Here is a 23,491-nt window from a genome sequence, read left to right as displayed (position 1 = left end):
CGTATTAATGTGCGGCTCCGCCGCGTGGGCGCGACCAGCCCCCACGGCGCCTCACCCGAATGCCGGCCTCCCCCGCGGAGCGACCCGCACCCGGATGCCGGCCTCCCCCGCGGAGCGCCCCGCACTAAAGTGACCCCATGGCCGCAAACCCCACCGCACCAACCGCCCTCTGGCCCGCCCCCCATGCAAGCGGAGCCGTCGACGCGACGGTCCACGTGCCCGGGTCCAAGTCGGTCACCAACCGCGCCCTCGTCCTCGCCGCCCTCGCCTCCGAGCCCGGCTGGCTGCGCCGACCCCTCCGGTCCCGCGACACCCTGCTGATGGCCGGCGCCCTGCGCGCGATGGGCGTCGGCATCGACGAGACGGTGTCTTCCAGCTCCTCCGTCTCGGGCGGCCCCGACGGCTCCGGCGAGGCCTGGCGCGTGCTCCCCGCCGGCCTCCGCGGCCCCGCCACGGTCGACGTCGGCAACGCCGGCACCGTGATGCGCTTCCTCCCGCCCGTCGCCACCCTCGCCGCAGGCGACATCCGCTTCGACGGCGACCCCCGTTCCTACGAGCGCCCCCTGCACGGCGTGATCGACGCCCTGCGCGCCCTCGGCGCCCGGATCGACGACGACGGCCGGGGCGCGCTCCCGCTGACCGTGCACGGCAGCGGCGCTCTGGAGGGCGGCCCGGTGTCGATCGACGCCTCGTCCTCGTCCCAGTTCGTGTCGGCCCTGCTGCTCTCCGGCCCCCGGTTCAACCAGGGCGTGGAGGTCCGCCACATCGGCGCGAGCCTCCCCTCCCTCCCGCACATCCGGATGACCGTCGACATGCTGCGCGCGGTCGGCGCCCAGGTGGACACCCCGGAGTCGGGCGGCGAGCCGAACGTCTGGCGGGTCACCCCGGGCGCTCTGCTCGGCCGGGACCTGACCGTCGAGCCGGACCTCTCGAACGCCCAGCCGTTCCTCGCCGCCGCCCTGGTGACGGGCGGCCGGGTGCTGATCCCGGACTGGCCGTCGCGTACCACCCAGCCGGGCGACCGGCTGCGCGAGATCTTCACCGAGATGGGCGGTTCCTGCGAACTGACCGAATACGGCCTGGAGTTCACCGGTTCCGGCCGGATCCACGGCGTCGACGTCGACCTGGGTGACGTGGGCGAACTGACCCCCGGCATCGCGGCGGTCGCCGCCCTCGCCGACTCCCCCTCCACCCTCCGGGGCGTGTCCCATCTCCGGCTCCACGAGACGGACCGGCTGGCCGCGCTCACCAAGGAGATCAACGAGCTGGGCGGTGACGTCACCGAGACCGCCGACGGCCTGCACATCCGCCCGCGCAGGCTGCACGGCGGGGTCTTCCACACCTACGAGGACCACCGCATGGCCACGGCCGGTGCGATCATCGGGCTGGCCGTGGAGGGCGTTCAGATCGAGAACGTGGCGACGACGGCGAAGACCCTGCCGGACTTCCCCGACCTGTGGACCGGGATGCTCGGGAGCGACGGGGCCTAGGGGCGTACGACCATGCGCCGCTATGGCAAGCACACCGACGAGGACGACATCCGTCAGCGCCCCAACCGCAAGGGCACCCGTCCTCGTACGCACACCCGCCCCGCGCACGAGGACGCGGCCGAGGGCATGGTCCTCACCGTCGACCGGGGCCGGCTGACCTGCCTGGTCGAGGACCGTACGGTCCTGGCGATGAAGGCGCGCGAGCTGGGCCGCAAGGCGGCGGTGGTCGGTGACCGGGTGGCCCTGGTGGGCGATCTGTCCGGCAAGAAGGACACCCTGGCCCGGATCGTGCGCATCGAGGACCGGACGTCCGTGCTCCGCCGCACCGCCGACGACGACGATCCGTTCGAGCGGGTGGTCGTCGCCAACGCCGACCAGCTGGCGATCGTCACGGCCCTGGCCGACCCGGAGCCCCGCCCGCGTCTCATCGACCGCTGCCTGGTCGCGGCCTTCGACGCCGGCCTCACCCCGCTCCTGGTCATGACCAAGTCGGACCTGGCCTCGCCGGACAAGCTCCTGGAGCTGTACGGGCACCTGGAGATCCCCTACGTGGTCACCAGCCGCGAGGAACTGGAGACGGGGGATGCGGCCCGCGTGGTCCAGGACCATCTGGACGGCAAGATCACGGCGTTCGTCGGCCACTCGGGCGTCGGCAAGACAACGCTGGTGAACGCCCTGGTCCCCGAGGACCTCCGGCGGACGACGGGTCACGTGAACGCGGTGACCGGCCGGGGCCGCCACACCACGACCTCCGCCCTGGCCCTTCCCCTCACCGGCGGTGGGGGCACCTCCCGCTCGAGCGAAGCCGAGAGTGGGGGAGGGTGGGTCATCGACACCCCGGGCGTCCGCTCCTTCGGGCTGGCCCATATCGACCCGTCCCGGGTGATCCTCGCCTTCCCCGACCTGGAGCCCGGCACGGTGAACTGTCCGCGCGCGTGCAGCCACGACGAGCCGGACTGCGCGCTGGACGAGTGGGTCGCCGAGGGCCACGCGGACCCGGCCCGTCTCTACTCGCTGCGCCGTCTCCTGTCGACACGCGAGCGCAGGGAAGGCGACTGACCACCGCGTTGTTTGTGCTGACCGGAGTTCGGTAAGTGCATAATCGCACCGAGCTGGCTATACGGGAGGACGGCACATGGCGTGGCTGCTGGTGATCGTGGCCGGAATTCTGGAGACCGGCTTCGCTGTGTGCCTCAAACTCTCCCACGGCTTCACCCGTCTCTGGCCGACGATCGCGTTCGCGTCCTTCGCCCTGGGCAGCTTCGGCCTGCTGACCCTCTCCCTCAAGAAGCTGGACGTGGGCCCGGCGTACGCGGTGTGGACAGGCATCGGGGCGGCGGGTACGGCGATCTACGGCATGGTCTTCCTGGGCGACCTGGTCTCCACCCTGAAGATCATCTCCATCAGCCTGGTGATCGCGGGCGTGATCGGCCTCCAGCTCTCGGGCTCGACCCACTGAAGCGCGCGTCCCGAACGGAAACGCGCCCCCAAAGGGGCGCGGGGCTGTATCGATGTGCGGCTACCGCCGCGCGGGCGCGACAGCCCCCCACGCACCCGCGGGTACCCACAACCCGCACCACCCGCCCCCCTCTCACACCGGCTGCCGCGAAAGCGCCCCCCGCACCAGCTCCGCCACCCCGCCCTCCCCCGGCGGCGCGGCCACACACGACAACGCGAGCCGCACCACAAGCTCGCACGACCGGGTCAGCTCACCGTTGCCCCGCACGGCTCCCGGTCCCGACAGCACCGCCACCGCCCGATCCCGCACGATCTGCACGAAGTCCCCGGGAGAAGGCAGCGGCCCGTCCGCCCTCCGCTGCGCCGGCACCGCCGAAGAAGACGGCACCGCGGTCAGCGTCGGCGCCGGCAGCCGCTCGCTCCAGCACCCCGTGAGCATCGCCCGTACCAGCACGTTCTCCCGGGCCGCCGCGGCCGTCCACTCGGCCGTCGCCGTCAGGCGCTCCCGCACCTCGGTATGGCTGACCAGCGCCCGCTCCACCCCCGCGAGATACCCGTCGGCCTCCCGGCGGACCAGCGCCCTCGCCAGGCCTTCCTTGCTGCCGAACTCGTTGTACAGCGTCTGCCGGGACACCCCGGCCGCCGCGGCCACGTCGACCATCCGTACGGCGGCCCACGGGCGGCGGGCGAGATCCGTGTACGCGGCGTCCAGCAGGGACTCCCGGGCTGCAGGCATCATCGCCTCCTGGGGCGAGCGGCTCTGCGCCCAGATTTGACGCGCACGACCCCACTGTCAAGGGTTCGCGAAGGCACCGGGGGGCGCCCTTCGGCCAACACACGCGGGCCCACCGAGGCCGTCGCTCACCGCCCGGCAGCCGGACGATCGCCCCTCGCCGCGTCCCACCTGTCCCCGGGACATCCCCCGTATCCGCCCCGTGCCCCTGTAGCCCCGCCCCCACCCCGACAGATAGCGTTCGTCGCATGCCGGACTACCACGATGACCTGCGGCTCGCCCACGTGCTCGCGGACGCGGCCGACGCCGTGACCATGGCCCGCTTCAAGGCCCTCGACCTCAAGGTCGAGACCAAGCCGGACATGACCCCGGTGAGCGAGGCCGACAAGGCCGCCGAGGAGCTGATCCGCGGCCAGCTGCAGCGCGCCCGCCCACGGGACGCGGTCCTCGGCGAGGAGTACGGCATCGAGGGCACCGGCCCGCGCCGCTGGGTGATCGACCCGATCGACGGCACCAAGAACTACGTACGCGGTGTCCCTGTCTGGGCGACCCTGATCTCCCTGATGGAGGCGGCCGAGGGCGGCTACCGGCCGGTCGTCGGCGTGGTCTCCGCACCGGCGCTGGGCCGCCGCTGGTGGGCGGCCCAGGGGCACGGCGCCTACACCGGCCGCAGCCTCTCCTCGGCGACCCGCCTGCGCGTCTCCAAGGTCTCGAAGCTGTCCGACGCCTCGTTCGCCTACTCCTCGCTGAGCGGCTGGGACGAGCGGGGACAGCTGAACGGCTTCCTGGACCTGAGCCGCGACGTGTGGCGCACGCGCGCGTACGGCGACTTCTGGCCGTACATGATGGTCGCCGAGGGGTCGGTGGACATCTGCGCCGAGCCGGAGCTGTCCCTGTGGGACATGGCGGCCACCGCGATCGTCGTGACGGAGGCCGGCGGCACCTTCACCGGCCTGGACGGCCGCCCCGGCCCGCACAGCGGCAACGCGGCCGCGTCCAACGGCCTGCTCCACGACGAGCTGCTGTCGTACCTCACCCAGCGTTACTGAAACAGCCTTCTGAGGCAGAACAGGGCATTCTTCTCCAGCACATATGAGCGCGTGCGCCCTCAATTGGCTACGCGCACCCCCTTGTTGACCCGGGCTTTACCTGCCACCCTGTGAGAACCCCCACTTTGTGCATTTGTGAATCGCTGAACTATCTCAGCGGTTCCCTAGGAGGTGGCACCTTTCATGCTCGTCCGTGACGCCATGAGCACGGTGGTCCTCACCGTCGGCCCCGCCCACACCCTCCGCCAGGCCGCCGCCCTGATGTCCGCGCGTCGCGTGGGCGCGGCGATAGTCCACGACCCGGACGCCGGCGGCATCGGCATTCTCACCGAACGCGACATCCTGAACTCCGTCGGCCTGGGCCAGAACCCGGACACGGAGCCCATCCACAACCACACCACCAACGACGTCGTGTTCGCCGCCCCGACCTGGACTCTGGAGGAGGCGGCCCGGGCGATGGCCCACGGCGGCTTCCGTCATCTGATCGTCCTCGACGGCGGCGAGCCGGCCGGCATCGTCTCGGTCCGCGACATCATCCGCTGCTGGGTCGGGGCCCGCGCGCCGCAACCCGTCTAGCGCCCCGGTCCGTACCGGCACGCCGAACGGGCCGGACCCCGACCTCCCGGGGATCCGGCCCACCCGCCCACGACAAGCGGTCCACCAGTGGATGTCAGCCGCGCAGGGCCTGGACCGCGGCCTCCAGCCGCTTGCCGAAGTCTCCGTCGGCCCGACGGAAGTTGCCGATCGCGCGCTCGGCGATGTCGTCACGCGACACCTTGGCGATGAACCCCGCCAGGTTCCCGATCAGCCGTTCCTTCTCGTCCTCGGACATCAGGCGGTAGAGATCGCCCGCCTGCACGAAGTCGTCGTCCTCGGCGTGCACCGGCGCCGGGTGCTCACCGGTCACCCCGCCGACCGCGGTGGCCTGCCACAGGGGGCGGCCGGTCTGTGCCGGTCCGCCGAAGCTGTTCGGCTCGTAGTTCTTGGTGCCGTCGTGCCGGCCGTCGTACAGCGAGCCGTCCCGGGAGTAGGTGCGCGCCTCGGTGGCGTGCGGGCGGTTGACCGGGAGGTGGTCGGCGTTGATGCCGACGCGGTAGCGGTGCGCGTCGCCGTAGGCGAACAGGCGGCCCTGGAGCATCTTGTCGGGCGACGGGCCGATACCCGGCACGAAGTGCGCCGGCGAGAAGATCGACTGCTCGACCTCGGCGAAGACGTTCCGCGGGTTGCGGTTCAGCTCCAGCCTGCCGATCTCGATCGGCGGGTAGTCCGCGTGCGGCCACACCTTGGTGAGGTCGAACGGGTTGAAGCGGTACGTGGCCGCGTCCGCCGCCGGCATGATCTGCACCTGCACGGTCCAGGTCGGGAAGTCCCCGCGCTCGACGGCCTCGCGCAGGTCGCGCTGATGGCTGTCCGGGTCCTCGCCCGCGAGCCGGTTCGCCTCGGCCTGCGTGAGGTTCTTGATCCCCTGGTCGGTCTTGAAGTGGTACTTGACCCAGAAGACCTCGCCCGCCGCGTTGTTCCACTGGTAGGTGTGCGAGCCGTAGCCGTTCATGTGGCGGTACGACGCCGGGATGCCGCGGTCGCCGAACAGCCAGGTCACCTGGTGGGTCGATTCGGGGCTGAGTCCCCAGAAGTCCCAGACGTTGTCCGCCTCCTGGCTGCCCGAGTACGGGTCGCGCTTCTGGGTGTGGATGAAGTCGGGGAACTTGATGGCGTCCTTGATGAAGAACACCGGGGTGTTGTTGCCGACGAGGTCGTAGTTGCCCTCCTCGGTGTAGAACTTCAGCGCCCACCCGCGCGGGTCGCGCACCGCGTCCGCCGCACCGAGGTTGCCGGCCACGGTCGAGACGCGCAGGAAGGTCTCGGTCTCTTTGCCGACCTCGGAGAGAAACGCGGCGCGCGTGTACGGCGTGACGTCCGCGGTGACCGTGAAGGTGCCGTAGGCGCCCGCACCGCGTGCGTGCACCACACGCTCCGGGATGCGCTCGCGGTTGAAGTGGGCGAGCTTCTCCAGCAGGAGCTGGTCCTGCACGAGGACCGGGCCGCCGACGCCGGCGGTCTCGCTGTTCTGGTTGTCGGCCACCGGCGCACCGGCCTCGGTGGTCAGCGGCCCCTGCGCCACACCTGCCTCCTGAGTCATTTCGCACCATTCCTGTCGCTTTGCTGGCCCGAACTCGATCCTACATTGGACTTAGTCCAAGTCAAGCTCAGCTCCAAAGTCACACTTGTTCGGAAAATGGTCGGCCTGCTGTTAAGCTGGTGAGCATGAGTGACCTTCTGGATCGGCTGCGTGGACGCGGATGGCGGATGACCGCGCAGCGACGCGTCGTGGCCGAGGTCCTCGACGGCGAACACGTCCACCTGACGGCCGACGAGGTCCACGCCAGGGCTGTCACCAAGCTGCCGGAGATCTCCCGGGCGACCGTCTACAACACCCTCGGCGAGCTGGTCTCGCTCGGCGAAGTGCTCGAGGTCGCGACGGACAAGCGCGCCAAGAGGTACGACCCGAACGCACACCAACCGCACCACCACCTGGTCTGCGCCCGCTGCGGCTCGATCCGCGACGTCCACCCGACCGGCAACCCGCTGGCCGACCTCCCCGCCTCGGAGCGGTTCGGCTTCACGGTCTCCGACGTCGAGGTGACGTACCGCGGCCTGTGCCCGGACTGCGCGGCAGCCGCCTGACGAACGTCCCGAAAGGCCCCGGCACTCACGGTGAGTGCCGGGGCCTTCGTGTCGTATCTCTTCGCCGTACACGGGGTTCCCGAATCTGACGGTCCGTCATATGGTCTTGGGGTCCGCACTCTTGCGAGGAGATCCCGTGGGAGAGCCGTATCAGCCGCCTCCGGCGTACCCGAAGCTCCACGCCCATGCCCTGACCCGTACCTTCGGCCGGTCCCCCCACGCGGTCGACGCCCTCGGTCCGCTCGACCTGGCCGTCGCGCCGGGTGAGTTCGTCTGCCTGGTCGGCCCCTCGGGCTGCGGCAAGTCGACCCTGCTGCGGATCGCGGCCGGCCTGCTCCGCCCGAGCGCCGGCCGGCTGGAGATCCGTACCGACAGTCCCCGCCCGGCCGCGATGATCTTCCAGGACTACGGCATCTACGACTGGAAGACGGTCCTGGCCAACGTCCGCTTCGGCCTCGACGTGCAACGCGTCCCGCGCCGCGCGGCCAACGCCCGGGCCAAGGACTGGCTGGCCCGGCTGGGCCTCGCGGACTTCGCCGACGCCTACCCCGCGACCCTCTCCGGCGGGATGCGCCAGCGGGTGGCGATCGCCCGCGCCCTGGCCGTGGAGCCCGAACTCCTCCTCATGGACGAGCCGTTCGCCGCCCTCGACGCCCAGCTGCGGGTGATCCTCCAGGACGAACTCCTCGACCTCACCCAGGCCCTGCGCACCACCACCCTCTTCATCACGCACAGCCTGGAGGAGGCGCTGGTCCTCGGCGACCGGGTGCTGGTGATGTCCGCCCGCCCGGGCCGGATCATCGCCGAGCACCGCCCGCCGTTCCCTCGCCCGCGCACCGGCGGGATCCGCGACACCCCCGAGTTCACGGCGCTGAAGAGCGAACTGTGGGAACTGCTGCGCAAGGAGGCGGTACCGGCATGACGACCCTCACCCCGGGCCGCGAGACCCGTGTCCTGGTCCGCGCCCCCGGCCCCGCCGAACTCCGTCCCGCCCGCACCCACCGGCGCCGGCGCGCCCTGGAGCTGGCCCTGGCCACCGCCGTCCCCGTCCTCCTGGTCCTCCTGTGGCAGCTGGCCGCGACCCAGGCCTGGATCGACGACCGCGTCTACCCGGCGCCGTCCACGATCCTCTCCGACGGCTGGGACCGGGCAACAGCGGGCGACCTGTGGCCGGACGTCCGGGCGACCACCCGCCGGGTGCTCGCGGGCTACGCGGCGGGCACGGCGGCCGGCTACCTGCTGGGCCTGCTGATGGGCTCCCTCCCGCTGGTCAAGGCGGCCCTGGAGCCACTCCTGGACGCCCTGTACGTGGTACCGAAGCTGGCCCTGCTCCCGGTCTTCCTGAACATGTTCGGCCTGGGCGAGGGACCGCAGGTGGCCCTGGTGGCGGTCACGGTCTTCTTCTTCGTGTGGATCTCCACGATGTCGGCGGTGATCGCCGTCCCGTCCGGCCACCGTGACGCGGGCCGGGTCTTCGGCGCCTCGCCCTGGCAGATGTTCCGCCATGTCCTGCTGCCGGCCTCGCTCCCGGCGGTCCTGGTCGGCGCGCGCATCGCCGCGGGAGTGGCCGTCCTGGTGATCGTCGCCTCCGAGCAGATCGCGGCCACGGACGGCCTCGGCCACCTCATCTTCGACTCGCGCGCGCTGTTCCGGAACGACGTGATGTTCGTGGGGATCGTCTGCGTCGCCGTCCTGGGCGTGGTCTTCTCCGAGCTGATCCGGCTCGCCGGCCGCCTGCTCACCCCGTGGGCGCCCCGGGACCGGGGACGGGGGCAGTCATGAGAGCGCATCGGTACGCGGTCGCGGCAGCGGCTCTGACCCTGCTGGCGACGGCCTGCTCGGCCAAGCACGCCGAGGACCGGGAGACGGCCACCCCGCATCGCACGGTCCGCCCGGTGGCGGGCTGCGGCCAGGGGTCCTGGACCGACCCGGCCGACCTCTCGCCGACGAGGACCCCGGCCCGGTGCTCCCCCGGCAAGCCCGCGGCCCGCCCCCTGGCCAAGCCCCGCAAGATCACCATCGCGACCGGCACCCTGAGCGCGGAGTACGTGGCCCCGCTCGAAGTGGCGCTGGACAAGGGCGAGTTCAAGGCGGAGGGCCTGGACGTCACGCTGAAGGTGCTGCCCACGCCGGACGCGCTGCCCCTGCTGGCCAAGGGGGACATCGACGCGATGTGGGCGGCGCCCGAGGCGGCCGTGATGAACGGCGTCCGCGGCGGCTTCGACATCAAGTGGGTCGCGGGCAACTTCTCGCCCGACCCGGAGTCGCGGAGCGGCCTGTGGGTGCGCCTGAAGAACGGCGAGAGCGCATCCGGCGTGGAGATGGCGGGACGCACCCTGGGCACGATGATCGGCAAGGGCTCGGTGATCGCGTACCCCATGCAGAAGGCGCTCGCGAGCCATGGCGGGGGCCTGGACCGGATCCGCTACCAGCAACTGGGCTCGGCCGACGTCCTCACGGCCCTGCAGAACGGCGGCGTCGACTCGGCCTGGCTCCTGGACCCGGTGTGGCGCCAGGTCACCGGGAAGGCCGGCTACGCGTTCCTGGGCGGCCAGCCGCAGGGCGAGCCGCTGGGCGGGATGCTGTACGGCCGCACGCTCCTGAACGACGACGTGGACGCGGGGGTGGCGCTGCTCAGGGCCTACATCCGCACGGTCGACACGTACTTCGCCGGCGACTACAAGTCGGACGCGGACTTCGTCACGTACCTCGCGAAGCTGCTGAAGACCGATCCCGCGATCCTGCGCTCGACCCCGCCGCTGCGGATGGACTGGGAGATCCGCGCGGGCACGACGACGCGTCTGCAGTCGGCGTACCGGGCCCAGGGCGTCGGGACGGACGCCCTGCTCCCCGAGTCCCGGACGGTGGACCGGGCGCTCTACGAGGAGGCGGTGGGGCACGTCCCGTAGCCGCATCCGGGTCAGGACAAAAACCAAGGGCCGGAATCCGTTTCTGGATTCCGGCCCTCGGCCTTCAGTAGCGGGGACAGGATTTGAACCTGCGACCTCTGGGTTATGAGCCCAGCGAGCTACCGAGCTGCTCCACCCCGCGTCGATGAATAGAACACTACGTGAGGGACACGAGCAGAAGCAAATCCATTACTGTCAGCCCACCTGACCTGCGGAAATGCACAGGTCAGGCCGACAGCTCCTCGCGCAGCGCGTCCCGCAGCCGCCCCGCCCGCTCGGTGACCTCGGCCGGTCCCAGTGCCACCGCACGGTCGGCCCACCGCTGCCCCTCGGCCAGCTCGCCACGACGCGCGTAGACCAGGGCCAGCCGCAACGCCGCCCGCCCGTGCCCCGCGTCGGCGGCCCGCTGCCACCACACGGCAGCCTCGGGCTCGCTCCCCTCCCGGGCCAGCAGCAGCCCCAGGTTGAACGCCCCGTTCCGCGACCCGGCCTCGGCCGCGATGCGGTACCACCGCGCCGCCTCCACCACGTCCCCGCGCGCCGCGGCGAGCATCCCGACCCGCACCTGGGCGCGCCGGTGCCCCTGCGAGGCGGCGCGCTCGTACCACTCCTCGCACTCGGTCTTGGTGTGCAGCGAGGACTCGCCGAGCTCGTGCTCGGAGACCTTCGGCCGGCGCGCGTCGAGCACCGCGGCCAGCCGGTAGGCGGCCTCGGCGCTCCCGCCGCCCGCGGCGCACCGCAGATGCCGCTCCGCGGCGGCCTCGTCGCCCTCCCGCAGCAGGGCGATGCCGACCTGCAGCGCCGCCTCCGTGTGCCCGGCGGCGGCCGCACGCTCGTAGCAGCGCAGCGCGACACGGTCCTCGCCGCGCCCTGCGTAGAGGATCCCGAGGTTGAACGCGGCGTCCACGCTGCCGGCCTCGGCGGCCTTGGAGAACCACGGTTCGGCGCCGGCCGTGTCGCCGCCCTGGAGCAGCAGGATGGCGAGCGCGTTCGCCGCCTCCCGGTGCCCCGCGTAGGCCGCCCGCCGGTACCACTGCTCGGCCTGCGCGGTCCGTCCCTGTTCGGCGCAGAGCAGTCCGAGGTTGTACGCCCCGTTGTCGTCGCCCGCATCCATCGCCGCCCGGTACCAGCGCTCGGCGGTCTGGGTCTCGCCGCGCTCGGCGTGCAGCGCGCCGAGCGCGTTGGCGGCGTTGCCGTCGCCGTCCTGGGCGGCCCGCAGCCACCACACGGCGGCACTCTCGGTGTCCCCGGCGTCGCGCAGCAGGAAGCCGAGCGCGCAGGCGGCCCGGGCCTCGCCGTCCTTGGCGGAGGTCAGATACCAGCGCCCGGCCTCCTTGAGCTCGCCGCGTCTCTCCAGGATCGCCCCGAGGTGCAGCGCGGCCCGCCGGTGGCCACGGGCGGCGGCCTGCCGGTACCACTGCTCGGCCTCTGCGGCCTCCGCGGTCCCGGCGGCGGTCTCCGTGTCGACACCGTTGTCGGCCCCGGTCTCGCCCTCACCCGCGCCCGCCCTGCGGTCGAGCCCGCGCGCCAGCCGGTACGCAGCCTCCCGGTGCCCGCGTTCGGCGGCGGCCCGCATCCACTGGCCGGCCTTCGCGTCGCCGCGGTGCTCCAGGAGGTCGGCCAGCGCGTAGGCGCCGAGGGCATGGCCCTGCTCGGCGGACTGGCGCAGCCAGTACTCGGCGGCGGGTTCGTCGCCGCGCTCCCGGTGATACCGGCCGAGCGCGTGGGCGGCGGCCGCGGAGCCGGCCACGGCGGCGATCCGCCACCATCCGGCGGCCTCGTCGGGGTAGCCGCGCTGGTGCAGCAGCACCCCGAGGTTGTTGGCGGCGGCACGGTCACCGGCGGCGGTGGCGGCACGCAACTGGGGTTCGGCGCCGTCGAGGTCGCCACGGCGCAGCAACATGGCGCCGAGGACACTCATCGACTCGACGTCACCGGCCTCGGCATGGAGCCGGCGTCGTGCCTCTTCAGCGGCCTCGGCGGCCTCGTCGCGGGTCGGCTCCTCGCCCGAAGGCTGCACAAATCGCCCTGTCTCGAACAGAGTTGCCTTGTCCCCCATAACGTCCATCGTCGCACCACCTGCAACCTGGGTACATCCGGTATACCGCAACCCTTGAGGTCACTTCAGCGTTTTGTCGACATGCCCACAGAACGACAAGTCAAACACATCTCCTCCAACTCCCCACAGCGGCACGGCGACCCCGTGCACCGGTACATGCGTTCGCCGCCCGTCCGGACACCAAGCGTCGCTCGGGCGACCGCCGTTGGCCGCCCGCCCGCACACCACGAAGGCCCGGATCCAAAAGGATCCGGGCCTTCGATTTAAGTAGCGGGGACAGGATTTGAACCTGCGACCTCTGGGTTATGAGCCCAGCGAGCTACCGAGCTGCTCCACCCCGCGCCGTTGTGTTCAAACCTTACCACGGCGCGGGGCGGGCGCGATCATCCGCCCGGACTGGGGCTGCTGCTCGCTGCTGGGCTCGCACTGGCACCGGGGCTCGCACCGGTACTGGGCTTCGCACTGGTGCTGGGCTTCGGACTGCTGCCGGACGACGTGCCGCCACCGGTCTTGTCGGCCTTGGACTGGGCCGCCTCGGCCCGGCTGAGCGCCTGCTGCAACTCGTCCTGGGCCTTGCCGTACGCCGTCCAGTCGCCCTTCTTCAGGGCCTCCTGTCCCGCCGCGAAGGCCTTCTGGGCGTCGTCCAGCGCCTGCTGGACCGTCGGGTTGGCGGACGTCGGCGGCGTGGTCGTCCCGGTGCCGGAGGATCCCGTGTCCGAGGACCCGGTGTCCGAACCGTTCGAGCCGAACACCTTGTCTAGCGCCTCGTCGAGGGTGTTCTCGAAGGCGGTCTTGCCCTCATAGGTCACCAACACCTTGCGCAGCAATGGGTACTTGACGCCGGCACCGCGTACGTAGACGGGCTCTGCGTACAGCAGGCCCCCGTCCAGTGGCACGGTCAGCAGGTTGCCGTACTCGACCTCGGAGTCGCCGCCCTTGAGGAGTTTGATGGCGGCCGCGATGTCCTGTTCGGAGTTGAACTGGCTCTGGACCTGTTTGGGTCCGTCGACGGTCGTACTGGTCGGCAGTTTCAGGATTCTGATCTTGCCGTAGTCCTTCGCACCGGCTTCGGAGTCGACCGACATGAACGCGCTGAGGTTGTCCCGGCCGTTGGGCGTGAACGTCGTCGACAGCGAGAACGTCTGCGCGCTCTGGTCCGGCATCTTCATGCTCAGGTAGTACGGCGGCACCGCGTCGCCCGACTTGTTGCTCGGGTCGTCGGGCACCTGCCACACCTCGCTGCCGGTCAGGAACGTCTGGGCGTCCGTCACGTGGTAGCGGGTGAGCAGTTCGCGCTGCACCTTGAACAGGTCCTGCGGGTACCGGAGATGGTCCATCAGGTCCTGCGAGATGGCGCTCCTCGGCTGCACCGTGTCCGGGAAGGCCTTCATCCAGGTCTTCAGCACCGGGTCCTCGGTGTCCCACTGGTAGAGCTTGACCTCGCCGGTGTACGCGTCGACGGTCGCCTTCACCGAGTTGCGGATGTAGTTGACCTGGTTCTGCTGGGCCACCACGGCACGCGAGTTGTTGTTCGCGGTCAGCGAGTCGGCGGTGGTGTCACCGAGGGTGGTACGCGAGGCGTAGGGATAGCCGTTCGATGTCGTGTAGGCGTCGACGATCCACTGGATCCGCCCCTTCACCACCGCCGGGTACGCGTCGCCGTCGATGGTCAGCCAGGGGGCGACCGCCTCCACGCGCTCCTTGGGCGTGCGGTTGTACAGGATCCGCGAGCCCTCCCCGATCGCACCGGAGTAGAGGATCTGCGGCTCGTTGAACGCCACCGCGTACGCGGCCCGGTTGATCGGGCTGGAGAGGCTGACCCCGCTCTTGCCCTCGTAGCTGGTGGTCTTCTCACCGTTGTCGTCGGAGTAGTCGATCTCCTTCTGGGGACCGCCGACGATCGAGTAGGTGTTGGTCTTCTCGCCGTAGTAGATCCGCTGCTGGTACGTGCCCAGGTCGCCCTTGGACGGCAGGTCGGACTCGGTGAAGACCGGCTGGCCCTGTTCGTCGGCCTCGGTGCCCTTGGCGGCGACCACGCCGTAGCCGTGGGTGTAGCGGAAGTGGTCGTTGATCCAGTTGTTCTTCGGAATGCCGGCGAGGTTCAGCTCGCGCAGTCCGAGGACGGTGTCCTGGACCTTGCCGTCCTTGGTGTAGCGGTCCACGTCCAGATTGGTCGGGAACGCGTAGTAGTTCCGCATCTGCTGGAGCTGCTGGAACGTCGGCGAGACGATGTTCGGGTCCATGATCCGGATACTCGCCGTGGCGTCGATGTCGTCCCGGAGCTTGGTCTTGTCCGTGGTCGTGCTCTTGCCCGTGTACTCGGTGACCTGGGTGTCGTCGATGCCGTACGCCTCGCGGGTCGCCTTGAGGTTCTTCTGGACGTACGGGGCTTCCTTGGCCTGCTCGTTGGGCTGGACCTGGAACTTCTGGACGATCGCCGGGTACAGGCCGCCGATGAGGATCGCCGACAGGACCATCAGGCCGAAGCCGATGACGGGCAGCTGCCAGGTGCGCCGCCACAGGGTGGCGAAGAACAGCAGCGCGCAGATGACGGCGATGCAGAACAGGATCGTCTTGGCCGGCAGATACGCGTTCGCGTCGACGTACCTGAGGCCCGTCCAGTTGCCGGTGGCCTTGAAGTCGCTGGACTTGACGGCCAGTCCGTAGCGGTCGAGCCAGTAGGCGACCGCCTTGAGGGCGACGAAGAAGCCGAGCAGCACCGAGAGGTGACCGGTCGCGGCACCGGTGGCGCGCGCACCGGGGCTGGTGACGCGCAGCCCGCCGTACAGGTAGTGGGTGAGCGCGGCCGCGATCAGCGAGAGGATCGCGGTGGCGAAGCCGAAGCCCAGCAGGAAGCGGTACCAGGGCAGGTCGAAGGCGTAGAAGGAGACGTCGAGGTGGAACTGCGGGTCCTTCTGGTGGAAGGGCACGCCGTTGACCCACATCAGCCAGGTGCGCCACTGGCCGGCCGCGGAGGCGCCGGCGATCAGCCCGACCAGCGCCGTGACCGCGAACAGCAGCCACTTCTTGTACGGCGCGATGCCCATCCGGTAGCGGTCCAGGCTCTGCTGCTCCATGGACATGGCGCTCAGCGGCGGCCGCAACCGGTGCGCCAGCCAGATGTTGAAGCCCACCGCGGCCGCCATCAGCAGCCCGAAGACGAAGAACAGCCCGATCTTCGTCCACAGGGTGATGGTGAACACCGAGGAGTAGTGCACCGACCGGTACCAGAGCCAGTCCGTCCAGAAGCCCGCGAACATGGTGAACGCCATGCCGAGTACGGCAAGGACGCCCAGTGTCATGAGCAGGGTCCGGACGCGCCGGGACGGGCGGCCCGCTCTGATCCGCGGCCCCGTCGGGCCTCCGCCGCGGTCCGGCATCTGGAAAGCCAAGGTGCGCACCTCGAAGTTCGCTGATTGATTCGCTGTTGATCCGCTGTTGTTGCGTCAGACCCTCTTGTTCACGGGCCGGACGTGGCCCCCCGTGATCGTGGGGCCACACCTATGCAACTTACTCACGACTTACTCGGTTCCCGATTCCGGCCATGAACGAGGCAGGATTGTGACCATGTCCAACACTCCCATGGCAGCGAACCCACTCACCCGGGCCGTCCTCGAGATCGACGAGTACGCCTCCGGCCTCGGCTGGGACCAGCCCGCTCGCCTCTTCGCCCTCGTCGACACCGCACGGCTGCGCACCCAGGAACCGGCTCTCGCCGCCCAGCTCGGTCTGGAGGACGAGTCCGTGACCACCGGTCTCACCCCGATCGAGCAGGACGAAGTGCCAACGGACAAGGCGCTGGATGAGTTCCTGGGCACCATCGCCTGGCCGGACGCGGTGGTCGGCTGCGCGCTCACGGTGGAGCGGCTGATGCTGCCGCCGTCCGCCGAGACCCAGGTCCCGGAGGGGCTGAGCGAGGCCAAGCTGGCCAAGTGGGTGGCACAGCACCCCGACCGCCAGGAGGTCCGGATGACGGTCGGCGTGCTGCGGGACGGCAGCCGCGACGCGGCGGTGCGGCTGCGCGAGAAGGACTCGCCGACGGAGGTCCTCACCGGCCCCGACCTGGTCCCGGGTCTGGCGGAGGCCCTGAAGGCGACGTTCGCGGACTGAGCCTCCCGCGTACGGCCGGCACACGGCACCGGGGGCGCCCCTCGTCAGGAAGGGCGCCCCCGGGCTTTTCCGATCGTCTGCCGGTCCTCAGCTCTTGGTGCTGCACTTGGGCAGGGCGCCGGTGTCCCCGGCGCGGATGTCCTTGAGGGCGCCGAGGGCGTCGTCGATCGTCTTGACCTTGACCAGGGTGAGACCGCTCGGGGTGTCCTTGGCGGCCTCGGCGCAGTTGTCGGCCGGGGTCAGGAAGTACTGGGCGCCCTTGTCGCGCGCGCCGATGGTCTTCAGCGAGATGCCGCCGATCGGGCCGACCGTGCCGTCGTCGGTGATCGTGCCGGTGCCGGCGACGAACTTGCCGCCGGTGAGGTTGCCCGGGGTGAGCTTGTCGTAGATGCCGAGCGCGAACATGAGGCCGGCGCTCGGTCCGCCGACGTCGGCGAGCTTGATGTCGATCTCGAACGGGAACGTGTGATCGGTCCCGGCGGAGATCCCGACGATGGCGCGCTTCTCGCCGCTGTCGCTGGAGGCGGTCGTTTTCAGGGTGACCTTCTCGGTCTTGGTGGCCGTCTTGTTCGCCTTCACGGCGGCGGCCTGCTCCTTGGCCGGTACGACCGTGAAGACGACGTCCTCGCCGGGCTTGTGCTTGGTCACCAGGGTGGCGACGTCGGTCGGCTGCTTGACCGCCGTACCGTCGACGGCCTTGATCACGTCACCGGCGTGCAGCTTGCCCTCGGACGGCGAGCCCTTGAGGACCGTCGAGACGATGACCCAGGACTTCACCGGGACGCCCAGCTCCTTCAGGGCGGCGACCTTCGCGCTCTCCTGGGACTCGCTGAACTCCTCGGCGTTCTCCTGGGTGGACTGCTGCTCGGTCTTGCCGTCCGGGTAGAGCGTGTCGTGCGGCACGACCTTGTTGTCGTGCGAGAGCCATCCGTAGACGGCCTCCACGAGGTTCATCTTGTAGTCGGCGCTGGTGACCCGGACGGTCGTCATGTTCAGGTGCCCGGAGGTCGCGTAGGTCTTGTGACCGGAGATCTGCAGCACCGGCTCGCCGCCGTGGTCCCCGAGCGTGTTCACGGTCGGACCGGGAGACATCTCCGAGTACGGCACGGTGATGAGCACTCCGGCGCACAGGAGCGCGATCAGCATCAGGGTGGAGGCGAGCATCGTCGCGGTGCGGCGTGGCATGCAAAGACAGTACGGGACGTGTCTGTCAGCGCACCGTCAGGGCCACCCGTCGGACAGATCTCAGCTGCCGGAGTGGGACCTCTCCATGGCTTCGCGGAAGCGCGCGTATCCGTCGAGTTCGGGCCCGTCGCTCCGGGCTCTCCTGGTCCGGTTGGCCCAGCTGCCCCACAGACCGGCGGCGACCGCGGCCACAAGCGGAATCAGCAACCAGACAAGCGCCCCCATGCCGACCTCCCAACCCCATGACCGTCCGCGACTGACTGATCAGCAGATTAATCATCCGCACTGACAACGCTCACGCGGGGGGTACGGTTACGCAACCGGAAGCCGGACAGGCGTTCTTCAGCAGGCTCCGACCCATTCCTCCGTCCCATCCGAGAACTTCTGGTGCTTCCAGATGGGCACCTCGTGCTTGATGTCGTCGATCAGCTTCCGACAGGCTTCGAAGGCGTCCCCTCGATGCGGACACGACACGCCGACGACCACGGCGAGATCACCCACCCGCAGGTCCCCCACCCGGTGCACCGCGGCCAGCGCCCGCACCGGATACTCGGCGACGACCTTCTCGGCGATCCGCCGCATCTCGCTCTCGGCACTGGGATGACACGAATAGCCGAGCGCGTCCACGTCGGCGCCCCCGTCGTGATTCCGCACGGTCCCCACGAACAGCGCGATCCCCCCGGCCGCGTCGTCGCCCACGGCCGCGAAGACCTCGTCCACGGAGAGCGCACTCTCCCGGATCCCGATCAGTTTGACGGGATCTTCGGCACCCAGCTCACCGGGATGATCGTTCACAGCAGCCATACCCCCCATCGTGCCGCACGTCCGGGACCGCACGGAATACACCCAACACCCGGCACACGCGCGTGCGTGTTTGGAGACTCCTACCACTCCCGGCTCGTGGCCGCCCCACTCCCGGCTCGCGATCGCCGATTCCGGCCCTCGGTCAACGCCTCCGGCCCGTGGTCCTCGCCTCCAGGTCGTGATCGCCGCCCCCAGGCCGTGGTCAGATCCGCCGCCGGGCCTTCCGTGCCCGCCGTACCACGGCCGCCGCGCCCAGCAGCGCGACCGTCGCACCTGCCGCGCCCGCGGCCGTCGCGTCCTTGCGGCCGAGCCGCCGGCCGACCACCGTGTGCCGCCCGGCCGCCTCCTCCAGCAGCTCGGCGAGCACCTCCTCGTTCGTCCACGCCGGCCGCCACCCGGCATCGTGCAGCCGGCTGCCGCTCACCACCCACGGATACATCGTGTAGGCGAGATCCCCCGCCGGGGACGGCGTCAGCCCGATCCGGTGCAGCCGGGCCGCGGCGCCGAGCGCCACCGCCGACGGCAGTTCCATCCGCCGGATCCCGCTGAGCTCCTCGACCTCCTCCTGCTCCAGCCATCCGTCGCAGCCGACGGCGAGTTCTCCTTCGACCTGCTCCAGCACGGCGTACTCCAGCGCGCTGCACAGGTCCTCGACGTGACAGAACTGCCAGGCGGGCCGCGACCCGGCCACGACAAGCAGGCGGGGCGACTCGAAGTACCTGGTCAGCGCGGTGTCGGTGCCTCCGACGAGTACCGCGGGGCGCACGACGGTGACATTGAGCCCGGGGTGCGCGCGGGGCGCCCGGCGCGCGAGCCGCTCGATCTCCAGCAGGTCCCCCACGCCGGTGGCCTCCGCCGTGGCACGCAACTCCGCGTCCTCGGACAACGGCAGCTCGTTGTCCGGGAGCGCGCCGTAGACCATTGCGGAGGTGCACAGCACCACGCGGTGCACCCCGGCCGCGGCCGCCGCGGTCAGCACGGTCTGCGTCCCGCGCACGTTGTAGGCCGTACGGGCGGCCGGATCGGTCTCCAGATCCAGGTCGAGCGCGAGATGGACCACCACGTCGGCCCCGCGGAGCTTGTCCGCGATGGCCGGATCCCGCACGTCGAGGATGTGCCACTGGGCGTCCGCGCACTCCCCGCGCCGCTCGTCGATGGCGATGACCTGCTTGATCCCCTCGGACGCGGCCAGCCGCTCGGTGAGCAGCGCGCCGACCCCGGTCGCGGCGCCGGTGACGGCGACGACGGGCCCGCGCAGGGCGGCAGGGGTTGACGGGTTTCGCGCTGCGCGAACCTGCGGATCTGGGGAACTCACCGGGCGTCTCCAGCGGTTGTCTTCAGTACGAGCGTGAGTGACGCGTACGTACCAGGTGGCATCCATCCTGCCGCAGGCCGACTGTCGGCGAAGCACCGAGGCCCGATCGGGTCGGGGTGTCTACGCTGGGTGGTGTTGTCGGGCAGCCGCGCCGCCGGAGAGAACCGGTGGCCTTACCAGCCGAGGATTCCCGTGAGTGACACCCCATTCGGTTTCGGCCTTCCGCCGGAGGAGCCGGAAGACGGCGACGAGGGCAAGAAGAAGGACCAGCAGAGCGGTGGTGGGCAGGGACCGGCCAACCCGTTCGGTTTCGGCACACCCGGGGCCGGCGGCTTCGGCACGCCCGGCGCCGACAATCCGTTCGCTGCCATGTTCGGTTCGCTGAACCCCACCGACCTGGGCGCGGCCTTCCAGCAGCTGGGCCAGATGCTCTCGTACGAGGGCGGCCCGGTGAACTGGGACATGGCCAAGCAGATCGCCCGCCAGACGGTCTCCCAGGGCACCTCGGACGGCGTCAAGGACGCGAGCGTGGGCCCCGCCGACCGCACCGCGGTCGAGGAGGCGGTGCGGCTGGCCGACCTGTGGCTGGACGACGCGACGTCGCTGCCGTCCGGTTCCGGTTCGGCCGTGGCGTGGTCGCGCGCGGAGTGGGTCGAGGCGACGCTGCCCGCCTGGCAGGAGCTGGTCGACCCGGTCGCCGAGCGGGTCGGCGCCGCGATGGGCGACGTCCTGCCGGAGGAGATGCAGGCCATGGCCGGCCCGCTGATCGGCATGATGCGCTCGATGGGCGGCGCCATGTTCGGCACGCAGATCGGGCAGGCCGTCGGCGTGCTCGCGGGCGAGGTCGTCGGCTCGACCGACATCGGCCTGCCGCTGAGCCCGGCCGGAAAGGCCGCGCTGCTGCCGGTGAACGTCGAGGCGTTCGGCAAGGACCTCGGCGTGCCCAAGGAGGAGGTGCGGTTGTATCTCGCACTGCGCGAGGCGGCCCACCAGCGCCTCTTCGCGCACGTGCCGTGGCTGCGCTCGCACCTGTTCGGCGCGGTCGACGGGTACGCGCGCGGGATCAAGGTCGACACCGCCAAGCTGGAGGACGTGGTCGGCCAGTTCGACCCGCAGAACCCCGAGCAGCTCCAGGACGCCCTACAGCAGGGCATGTTCCAGCCCGAGGACACCCCCGAGCAGAAGGCGGCCCTGGCCCGTCTGGAGACCGCGCTGGCGCTCGTCGAGGGCTGGGTCGACGCGGTGGTCCACGCGGCCGCGAAGCCGCGTCTGTCGTCCGCCGACGCGCTGCGCGAGACCCTGCGCCGCCGCCGCGCCACCGGCGGACCGGCGGAGCAGACGTTCGCCACGCTGATCGGCCTGGAGCTGCGCCCGCGCCGGCTGCGCGACGCCTCCCGGCTGTGGGCCTCGCTCACCGACGCGCGCGGTGTCGACGGCCGGGACGCGCTGTGGGCGCACCCGGACATGCTGCCGACGGCGAGCGACCTGGACGACCCGGACGGCTTCGTGCACCGCGAGCAGCTGGACTTCTCCGAGCTGGACAAGATGCTCGGCGAGGCGGCCCAGAAGCCCGACCTGCGCAAGAAGGAAGACCAGGCGGACCAGGCGGAAGACCAGGCAAAGGGCGACGACACCGAGTGAGCCTGTACGACGACACGGTCCTCGTCCTCAAGGGGTACGAGGGCCAGGAAGAGCTGCGCCAGGCTTACCTGGACCATCTCGCGGCGCACCCCGACGGTATGTGGAAGGCGTGTCACGCGGGGCATGTCACGGCGAGCGCGCTGGTCGTCGACCCCGAGCAGGGCCGGGCGCTGCTGACCCTGCACCGGAAGCTGCGGATGTGGCTGCAGATGGGCGGCCACTGCGAGCCGGGCGACGCCACACTGGCCGCGGCGGCCCTGCGGGAGGCGACCGAGGAGTCCGGGATCCCCGGGCTGACGCTGCTGCCGGGCGGCCCGGTGCGCCTGGACCGGCACCCGATCCCGGCGCCGTGCCACTGGCACTTCGACGTCCAGTACGCGGCCGTGGCCCCGCGGGGCGCCGCCCACGCGATCAGCGACGAGTCCCTGGACCTGCGCTGGTTCGCCTACGACGAGGTCGCGGAGGTCGCCGACGACTCGGTCGTACGGCTGCTGGAACAGACCCGCGCGCGGCTCTGAACCGGGGACCTGCGTAAGGGGCGCCTGCCTGGGCGTGCGCCCCTTACCTCGTGGGTCTTCCCGCGACTTTGCGGGTCGTCAGCTCCAGGCGTTCCCCTGGTTCATGGCACGCGCGCCCTGCTGACCCATCCCGAACTGGGCGGCGAGGCCCTGGCCGATCTGGGCGCCCTGCGGCGGGAGCAGTTCACTCGGCTGGACCAACGCGAAGCCACTTCCCATGAAGCTGAGCTCCCAGCCCTCGCCGGTGTTGCCGCGACGCCGCCACACACCCGAGGAATGCGTCTGGGCCTGCATCTGGACGCGCAGCCCGGTGGACCAGGCGACGATCGCGTCGGCGTCGCAGTTGACGTACTTGTCGGGCGTGACCTGCATCAGCAGCGGCGCACCGGAGGTCATCAGGGCGACCTTGCCGTGGCCGGTGATGTTGAGCTGGTACTTCCCGGAGCCGGAGATGCCGTAGAGGCTGTCCACGGCGACCACCTCGTAGTGCAGCGAGGAGTCCATGGCGAGGACGTAGCCGCTGTCCACGGTCAGTCCGTCCTGCTCGACGTCCAGGACGTGGACGTGCTGGGCGAGGTTGGCGAAGTAGACCGTGCCCTGCCCGTGGCAGCGCATCAGGTCCAGGCCCTCGCCGGTGTACGCACGCGCGCGTGACTGCTGGTTGTTCGTGTACTCGGCGTCGAACTCGACGAGCCCCTGGTAGGCGACCATCGTGCCCTTGCGGGCGAGGATGTCGTCGTGGCCCTCCAGGACGACCCGCAGCATCTGCTTGTTCTGCAGGCTGTAGCGGTCCCGGGCCTGGGAGTCGTTGTGCGCGAAAAGCGGGCTCTGCATGATTCTCTGACTCCCCCTCAGCCCCGGAAACGAAGGCGGTCGGTGCTGTCCTCGCTGGGCTGGACGACGACGATGCCCTGCCCGGAGAAGGCCATCTGGTAGGCCTCGCCGCTGCCCCGGCCGATCAGGGACTGCGCCTTGAAGCTGCGCTTGCCCTTCACCTTGAGGTTCGGCGACCAGGCGACCAGCGCGTCCGGGTCGACGTACGTCTCGTCCTCGCCGCCTCCGCAGTCGACGACGATCGGCTTGCCCCGGGAGGTCAGCGCGACCCAGCCCTGCCCGGAGATCTTGGTGTTCCACAGGCCCTGCCCGGCGAACTTCGCCAGCCCCTTGACCCGCTCCACACCCCAGGTGAGGTGTGCGTCGAAGGCGAGCAGGTTGGTGGCGTTGACGGAGATGCCGTCGCCGTTGAGGTTGATGACGACGACATCGGCGCCGTAGTCCGCGAGGTAGAGCAGTCCGTCGCCGGAGCACTTCATCAGGGGCGCGCCCTCGCCGGTCATCCAGTCACGGGCGATCTGGCGCACGGCCGGCGGGTTGGGCTCGTACTGGACGAAGCCCTCGTAGGCGACCATCGACCCCACGCGCGCGAGGAGGTCGTTCCCGGTCTGCATGGCGACCTTGAGCATGTTGTTGCCGTGGTTCTCCATGCGGGCGGTGACGGGTGCGGGGGCATAGCCCGCGAGCGGCTGGTTCATGAC

General features: G+C 70.7%; 22 protein-coding genes and 2 tRNA genes. 12 read left to right on the top strand and 12 right to left on the bottom strand.

The genetic code is table 11. The features are described from left to right. Nucleotides 1-137: 137 nt before the first annotated feature. The 3 genes from aroA to ACFWXC_RS20370 all read left to right on the top strand — a co-directional run bounded on the left by aroA (nt 138) and on the right by ACFWXC_RS20370 (nt 2,949). Complete coding sequence (aroA, locus tag ACFWXC_RS20380; RefSeq protein WP_384480531.1) at nt 138-1,490, top strand: 3-phosphoshikimate 1-carboxyvinyltransferase; 1,353 nt, start codon at nt 138-140, stop codon at nt 1,488-1,490. A 12-nt stretch (nt 1,491-1,502) separates the two neighbouring features. Further along, nucleotides 1,503-2,549 carry a ribosome small subunit-dependent GTPase A gene (gene rsgA / locus ACFWXC_RS20375; RefSeq protein ID WP_384480529.1) on the top strand — a complete coding sequence of 349 codons (1,047 nt, stop codon included), beginning with the start codon at nt 1,503-1,505 and terminating at the stop codon, nt 2,547-2,549. A 76-nt stretch (nt 2,550-2,625) separates the two neighbouring features. After that, the gene (locus ACFWXC_RS20370) at nt 2,626-2,949 is read left to right on the top strand and encodes a multidrug efflux SMR transporter (RefSeq protein ID WP_351745403.1); all 324 of its coding nucleotides are present in this window, start codon (nt 2,626-2,628) and stop codon (nt 2,947-2,949) included. A gap of 132 nt (nt 2,950-3,081) precedes the next feature. On the opposite strand, the gene ACFWXC_RS20365 is transcribed toward ACFWXC_RS20370, so the two are convergent. Further along, the gene (locus tag ACFWXC_RS20365; RefSeq protein WP_384480528.1) at nt 3,082-3,687 is read right to left on the bottom strand and encodes a TetR/AcrR family transcriptional regulator; all 606 of its coding nucleotides are present in this window, start codon (nt 3,685-3,687) and stop codon (nt 3,082-3,084) included. 242 nt (nt 3,688-3,929) lie between these two features. Between ACFWXC_RS20365 and hisN the strand changes: the two genes are divergently transcribed. Further along, nucleotides 3,930-4,730 carry a histidinol-phosphatase gene (hisN, locus tag ACFWXC_RS20360; RefSeq protein ID WP_384480526.1) on the top strand — a complete coding sequence of 267 codons (801 nt, stop codon included), beginning with the start codon at nt 3,930-3,932 and terminating at the stop codon, nt 4,728-4,730. Between the two features lie 183 nt (nt 4,731-4,913). Then, nucleotides 4,914-5,306 carry a cyclic nucleotide-binding/CBS domain-containing protein gene (locus tag ACFWXC_RS20355; RefSeq protein ID WP_384480524.1) on the top strand — a complete coding sequence of 131 codons (393 nt, stop codon included), beginning with the start codon at nt 4,914-4,916 and terminating at the stop codon, nt 5,304-5,306. Between the two features lie 94 nt (nt 5,307-5,400). Here ACFWXC_RS20355 and ACFWXC_RS20350 read toward each other — a convergent pair whose 3' ends face one another. Further along, nucleotides 5,401-6,870, bottom strand: coding sequence for a catalase (locus ACFWXC_RS20350; RefSeq protein ID WP_384480522.1), 1,470 nt, complete (start codon nt 6,868-6,870; stop codon nt 5,401-5,403). 125 nt (nt 6,871-6,995) lie between these two features. Between ACFWXC_RS20350 and ACFWXC_RS20345 the strand changes: the two genes are divergently transcribed. The 4 genes from ACFWXC_RS20345 to ACFWXC_RS20330 all read left to right on the top strand — a co-directional run bounded on the left by ACFWXC_RS20345 (nt 6,996) and on the right by ACFWXC_RS20330 (nt 10,324). Next, entirely contained in the window at nt 6,996-7,415 is a 420-nt protein-coding gene (locus tag ACFWXC_RS20345) for a Fur family transcriptional regulator (RefSeq protein ID WP_384480520.1), read from the top strand. Between the two features lie 100 nt (nt 7,416-7,515). Beyond that, on the top strand, nt 7,516-8,337 hold the full coding sequence (locus ACFWXC_RS20340) for an ABC transporter ATP-binding protein (protein ID WP_384480518.1): 822 nt from the start codon (nt 7,516-7,518) through the stop codon (nt 8,335-8,337). Further along, entirely contained in the window at nt 8,334-9,197 is an 864-nt protein-coding gene (locus ACFWXC_RS20335) for an ABC transporter permease (protein ID WP_384480516.1), read from the top strand. The genes ACFWXC_RS20340 and ACFWXC_RS20335 overlap by 4 nt, the downstream gene beginning before the upstream one ends. Beyond that, nucleotides 9,194-10,324: an ABC transporter substrate-binding protein gene (locus tag ACFWXC_RS20330; protein ID WP_384480514.1), complete on the top strand. Its 1,131-nt coding sequence runs from the start codon at nt 9,194-9,196 to the stop codon at nt 10,322-10,324. Before ACFWXC_RS20335 ends, ACFWXC_RS20330 begins: the two co-directional genes overlap by 4 nt. 68 nt (nt 10,325-10,392) lie before the next feature. Here the strand turns inward: ACFWXC_RS20330 and ACFWXC_RS20325 are convergent. The 4 genes from ACFWXC_RS20325 to ACFWXC_RS20310 all read right to left on the bottom strand — a co-directional run bounded on the left by ACFWXC_RS20325 (nt 10,393) and on the right by ACFWXC_RS20310 (nt 15,763). Further along, nucleotides 10,393-10,466 (bottom strand) — tRNA-Met (locus ACFWXC_RS20325). Between the two features lie 84 nt (nt 10,467-10,550). Further along, nucleotides 10,551-12,392, bottom strand: coding sequence for a tetratricopeptide repeat protein (locus tag ACFWXC_RS20320; RefSeq protein WP_384480512.1), 1,842 nt, complete (start codon nt 12,390-12,392; stop codon nt 10,551-10,553). 259 nt (nt 12,393-12,651) lie between these two features. Further along, nucleotides 12,652-12,725: transfer RNA gene (locus ACFWXC_RS20315), tRNA-Met, on the bottom strand. Nucleotides 12,726-12,766: 41 nt separating this feature from the next. Then, nucleotides 12,767-15,763, bottom strand: a complete 2,997-nt coding sequence (locus ACFWXC_RS20310; RefSeq protein WP_384480665.1) for a UPF0182 family protein — start codon at nt 15,761-15,763, stop codon at nt 12,767-12,769. 187 nt (nt 15,764-15,950) lie between these two features. On the opposite strand from ACFWXC_RS20310, the gene ACFWXC_RS20305 reads away from it, so the two are divergent. Next, entirely contained in the window at nt 15,951-16,493 is a 543-nt protein-coding gene (locus tag ACFWXC_RS20305; RefSeq protein ID WP_351704866.1) for a PPA1309 family protein, read from the top strand. An 87-nt stretch (nt 16,494-16,580) separates the two neighbouring features. Here the strand turns inward: ACFWXC_RS20305 and ACFWXC_RS20300 are convergent, their stop codons facing one another. The 4 genes from ACFWXC_RS20300 to ACFWXC_RS20285 all read right to left on the bottom strand — a co-directional run bounded on the left by ACFWXC_RS20300 (nt 16,581) and on the right by ACFWXC_RS20285 (nt 19,797). After that, nucleotides 16,581-17,678 (bottom strand): PDZ domain-containing protein, encoded by a 1,098-nt coding sequence (locus tag ACFWXC_RS20300; protein ID WP_384480510.1) that lies wholly within the window; start codon nt 17,676-17,678, stop codon nt 16,581-16,583. A 60-nt stretch (nt 17,679-17,738) separates the two neighbouring features. Next, nucleotides 17,739-17,903, bottom strand: coding sequence for a hypothetical protein (locus ACFWXC_RS20295; protein ID WP_351745444.1), 165 nt, complete (start codon nt 17,901-17,903; stop codon nt 17,739-17,741). Nucleotides 17,904-18,020: 117 nt separating this feature from the next. Beyond that, nucleotides 18,021-18,482: a molybdenum cofactor biosynthesis protein MoaE gene (locus ACFWXC_RS20290; protein WP_384480508.1), complete on the bottom strand. Its 462-nt coding sequence runs from the start codon at nt 18,480-18,482 to the stop codon at nt 18,021-18,023. Nucleotides 18,483-18,684: 202 nt separating this feature from the next. Beyond that, a complete protein-coding gene (locus ACFWXC_RS20285) occupies nt 18,685-19,797 on the bottom strand; it encodes an SDR family oxidoreductase (RefSeq protein WP_384480506.1) in 1,113 nt (370 codons plus the stop codon). A 192-nt stretch (nt 19,798-19,989) separates the two neighbouring features. On the opposite strand from ACFWXC_RS20285, the gene ACFWXC_RS20280 reads away from it, so the two are divergent. After that, on the top strand, nt 19,990-21,438 hold the full coding sequence (locus ACFWXC_RS20280; RefSeq protein ID WP_384480504.1) for a zinc-dependent metalloprotease: 1,449 nt from the start codon (nt 19,990-19,992) through the stop codon (nt 21,436-21,438). Beyond that, nucleotides 21,435-21,956 carry an NUDIX hydrolase gene (locus ACFWXC_RS20275; protein WP_384480502.1) on the top strand — a complete coding sequence of 174 codons (522 nt, stop codon included), beginning with the start codon at nt 21,435-21,437 and terminating at the stop codon, nt 21,954-21,956. Before ACFWXC_RS20280 ends, ACFWXC_RS20275 begins: the two co-directional genes overlap by 4 nt. A gap of 78 nt (nt 21,957-22,034) precedes the next feature. Here the strand turns inward: ACFWXC_RS20275 and ACFWXC_RS20270 are convergent, their stop codons facing one another. Then, a complete protein-coding gene (locus ACFWXC_RS20270) occupies nt 22,035-22,790 on the bottom strand; it encodes an AIM24 family protein (protein ID WP_384480500.1) in 756 nt (251 codons plus the stop codon). 17 nt (nt 22,791-22,807) lie between these two features. Continuing rightward, nucleotides 22,808-23,488 (bottom strand): AIM24 family protein, encoded by a 681-nt coding sequence (locus ACFWXC_RS20265; protein WP_351704845.1) that lies wholly within the window; start codon nt 23,486-23,488, stop codon nt 22,808-22,810. Nucleotides 23,489-23,491: the final 3 nt, after the last annotated feature.

Origin of the sequence: Streptomyces sp. NPDC058683 (assembly GCF_042716195.1) — a bacterium.
Taxonomy (GTDB): domain Bacteria; phylum Actinomycetota; class Actinomycetes; order Streptomycetales; family Streptomycetaceae; genus Streptomyces.
This window is presented reverse-complemented; position numbering and strand designations above follow the sequence as displayed.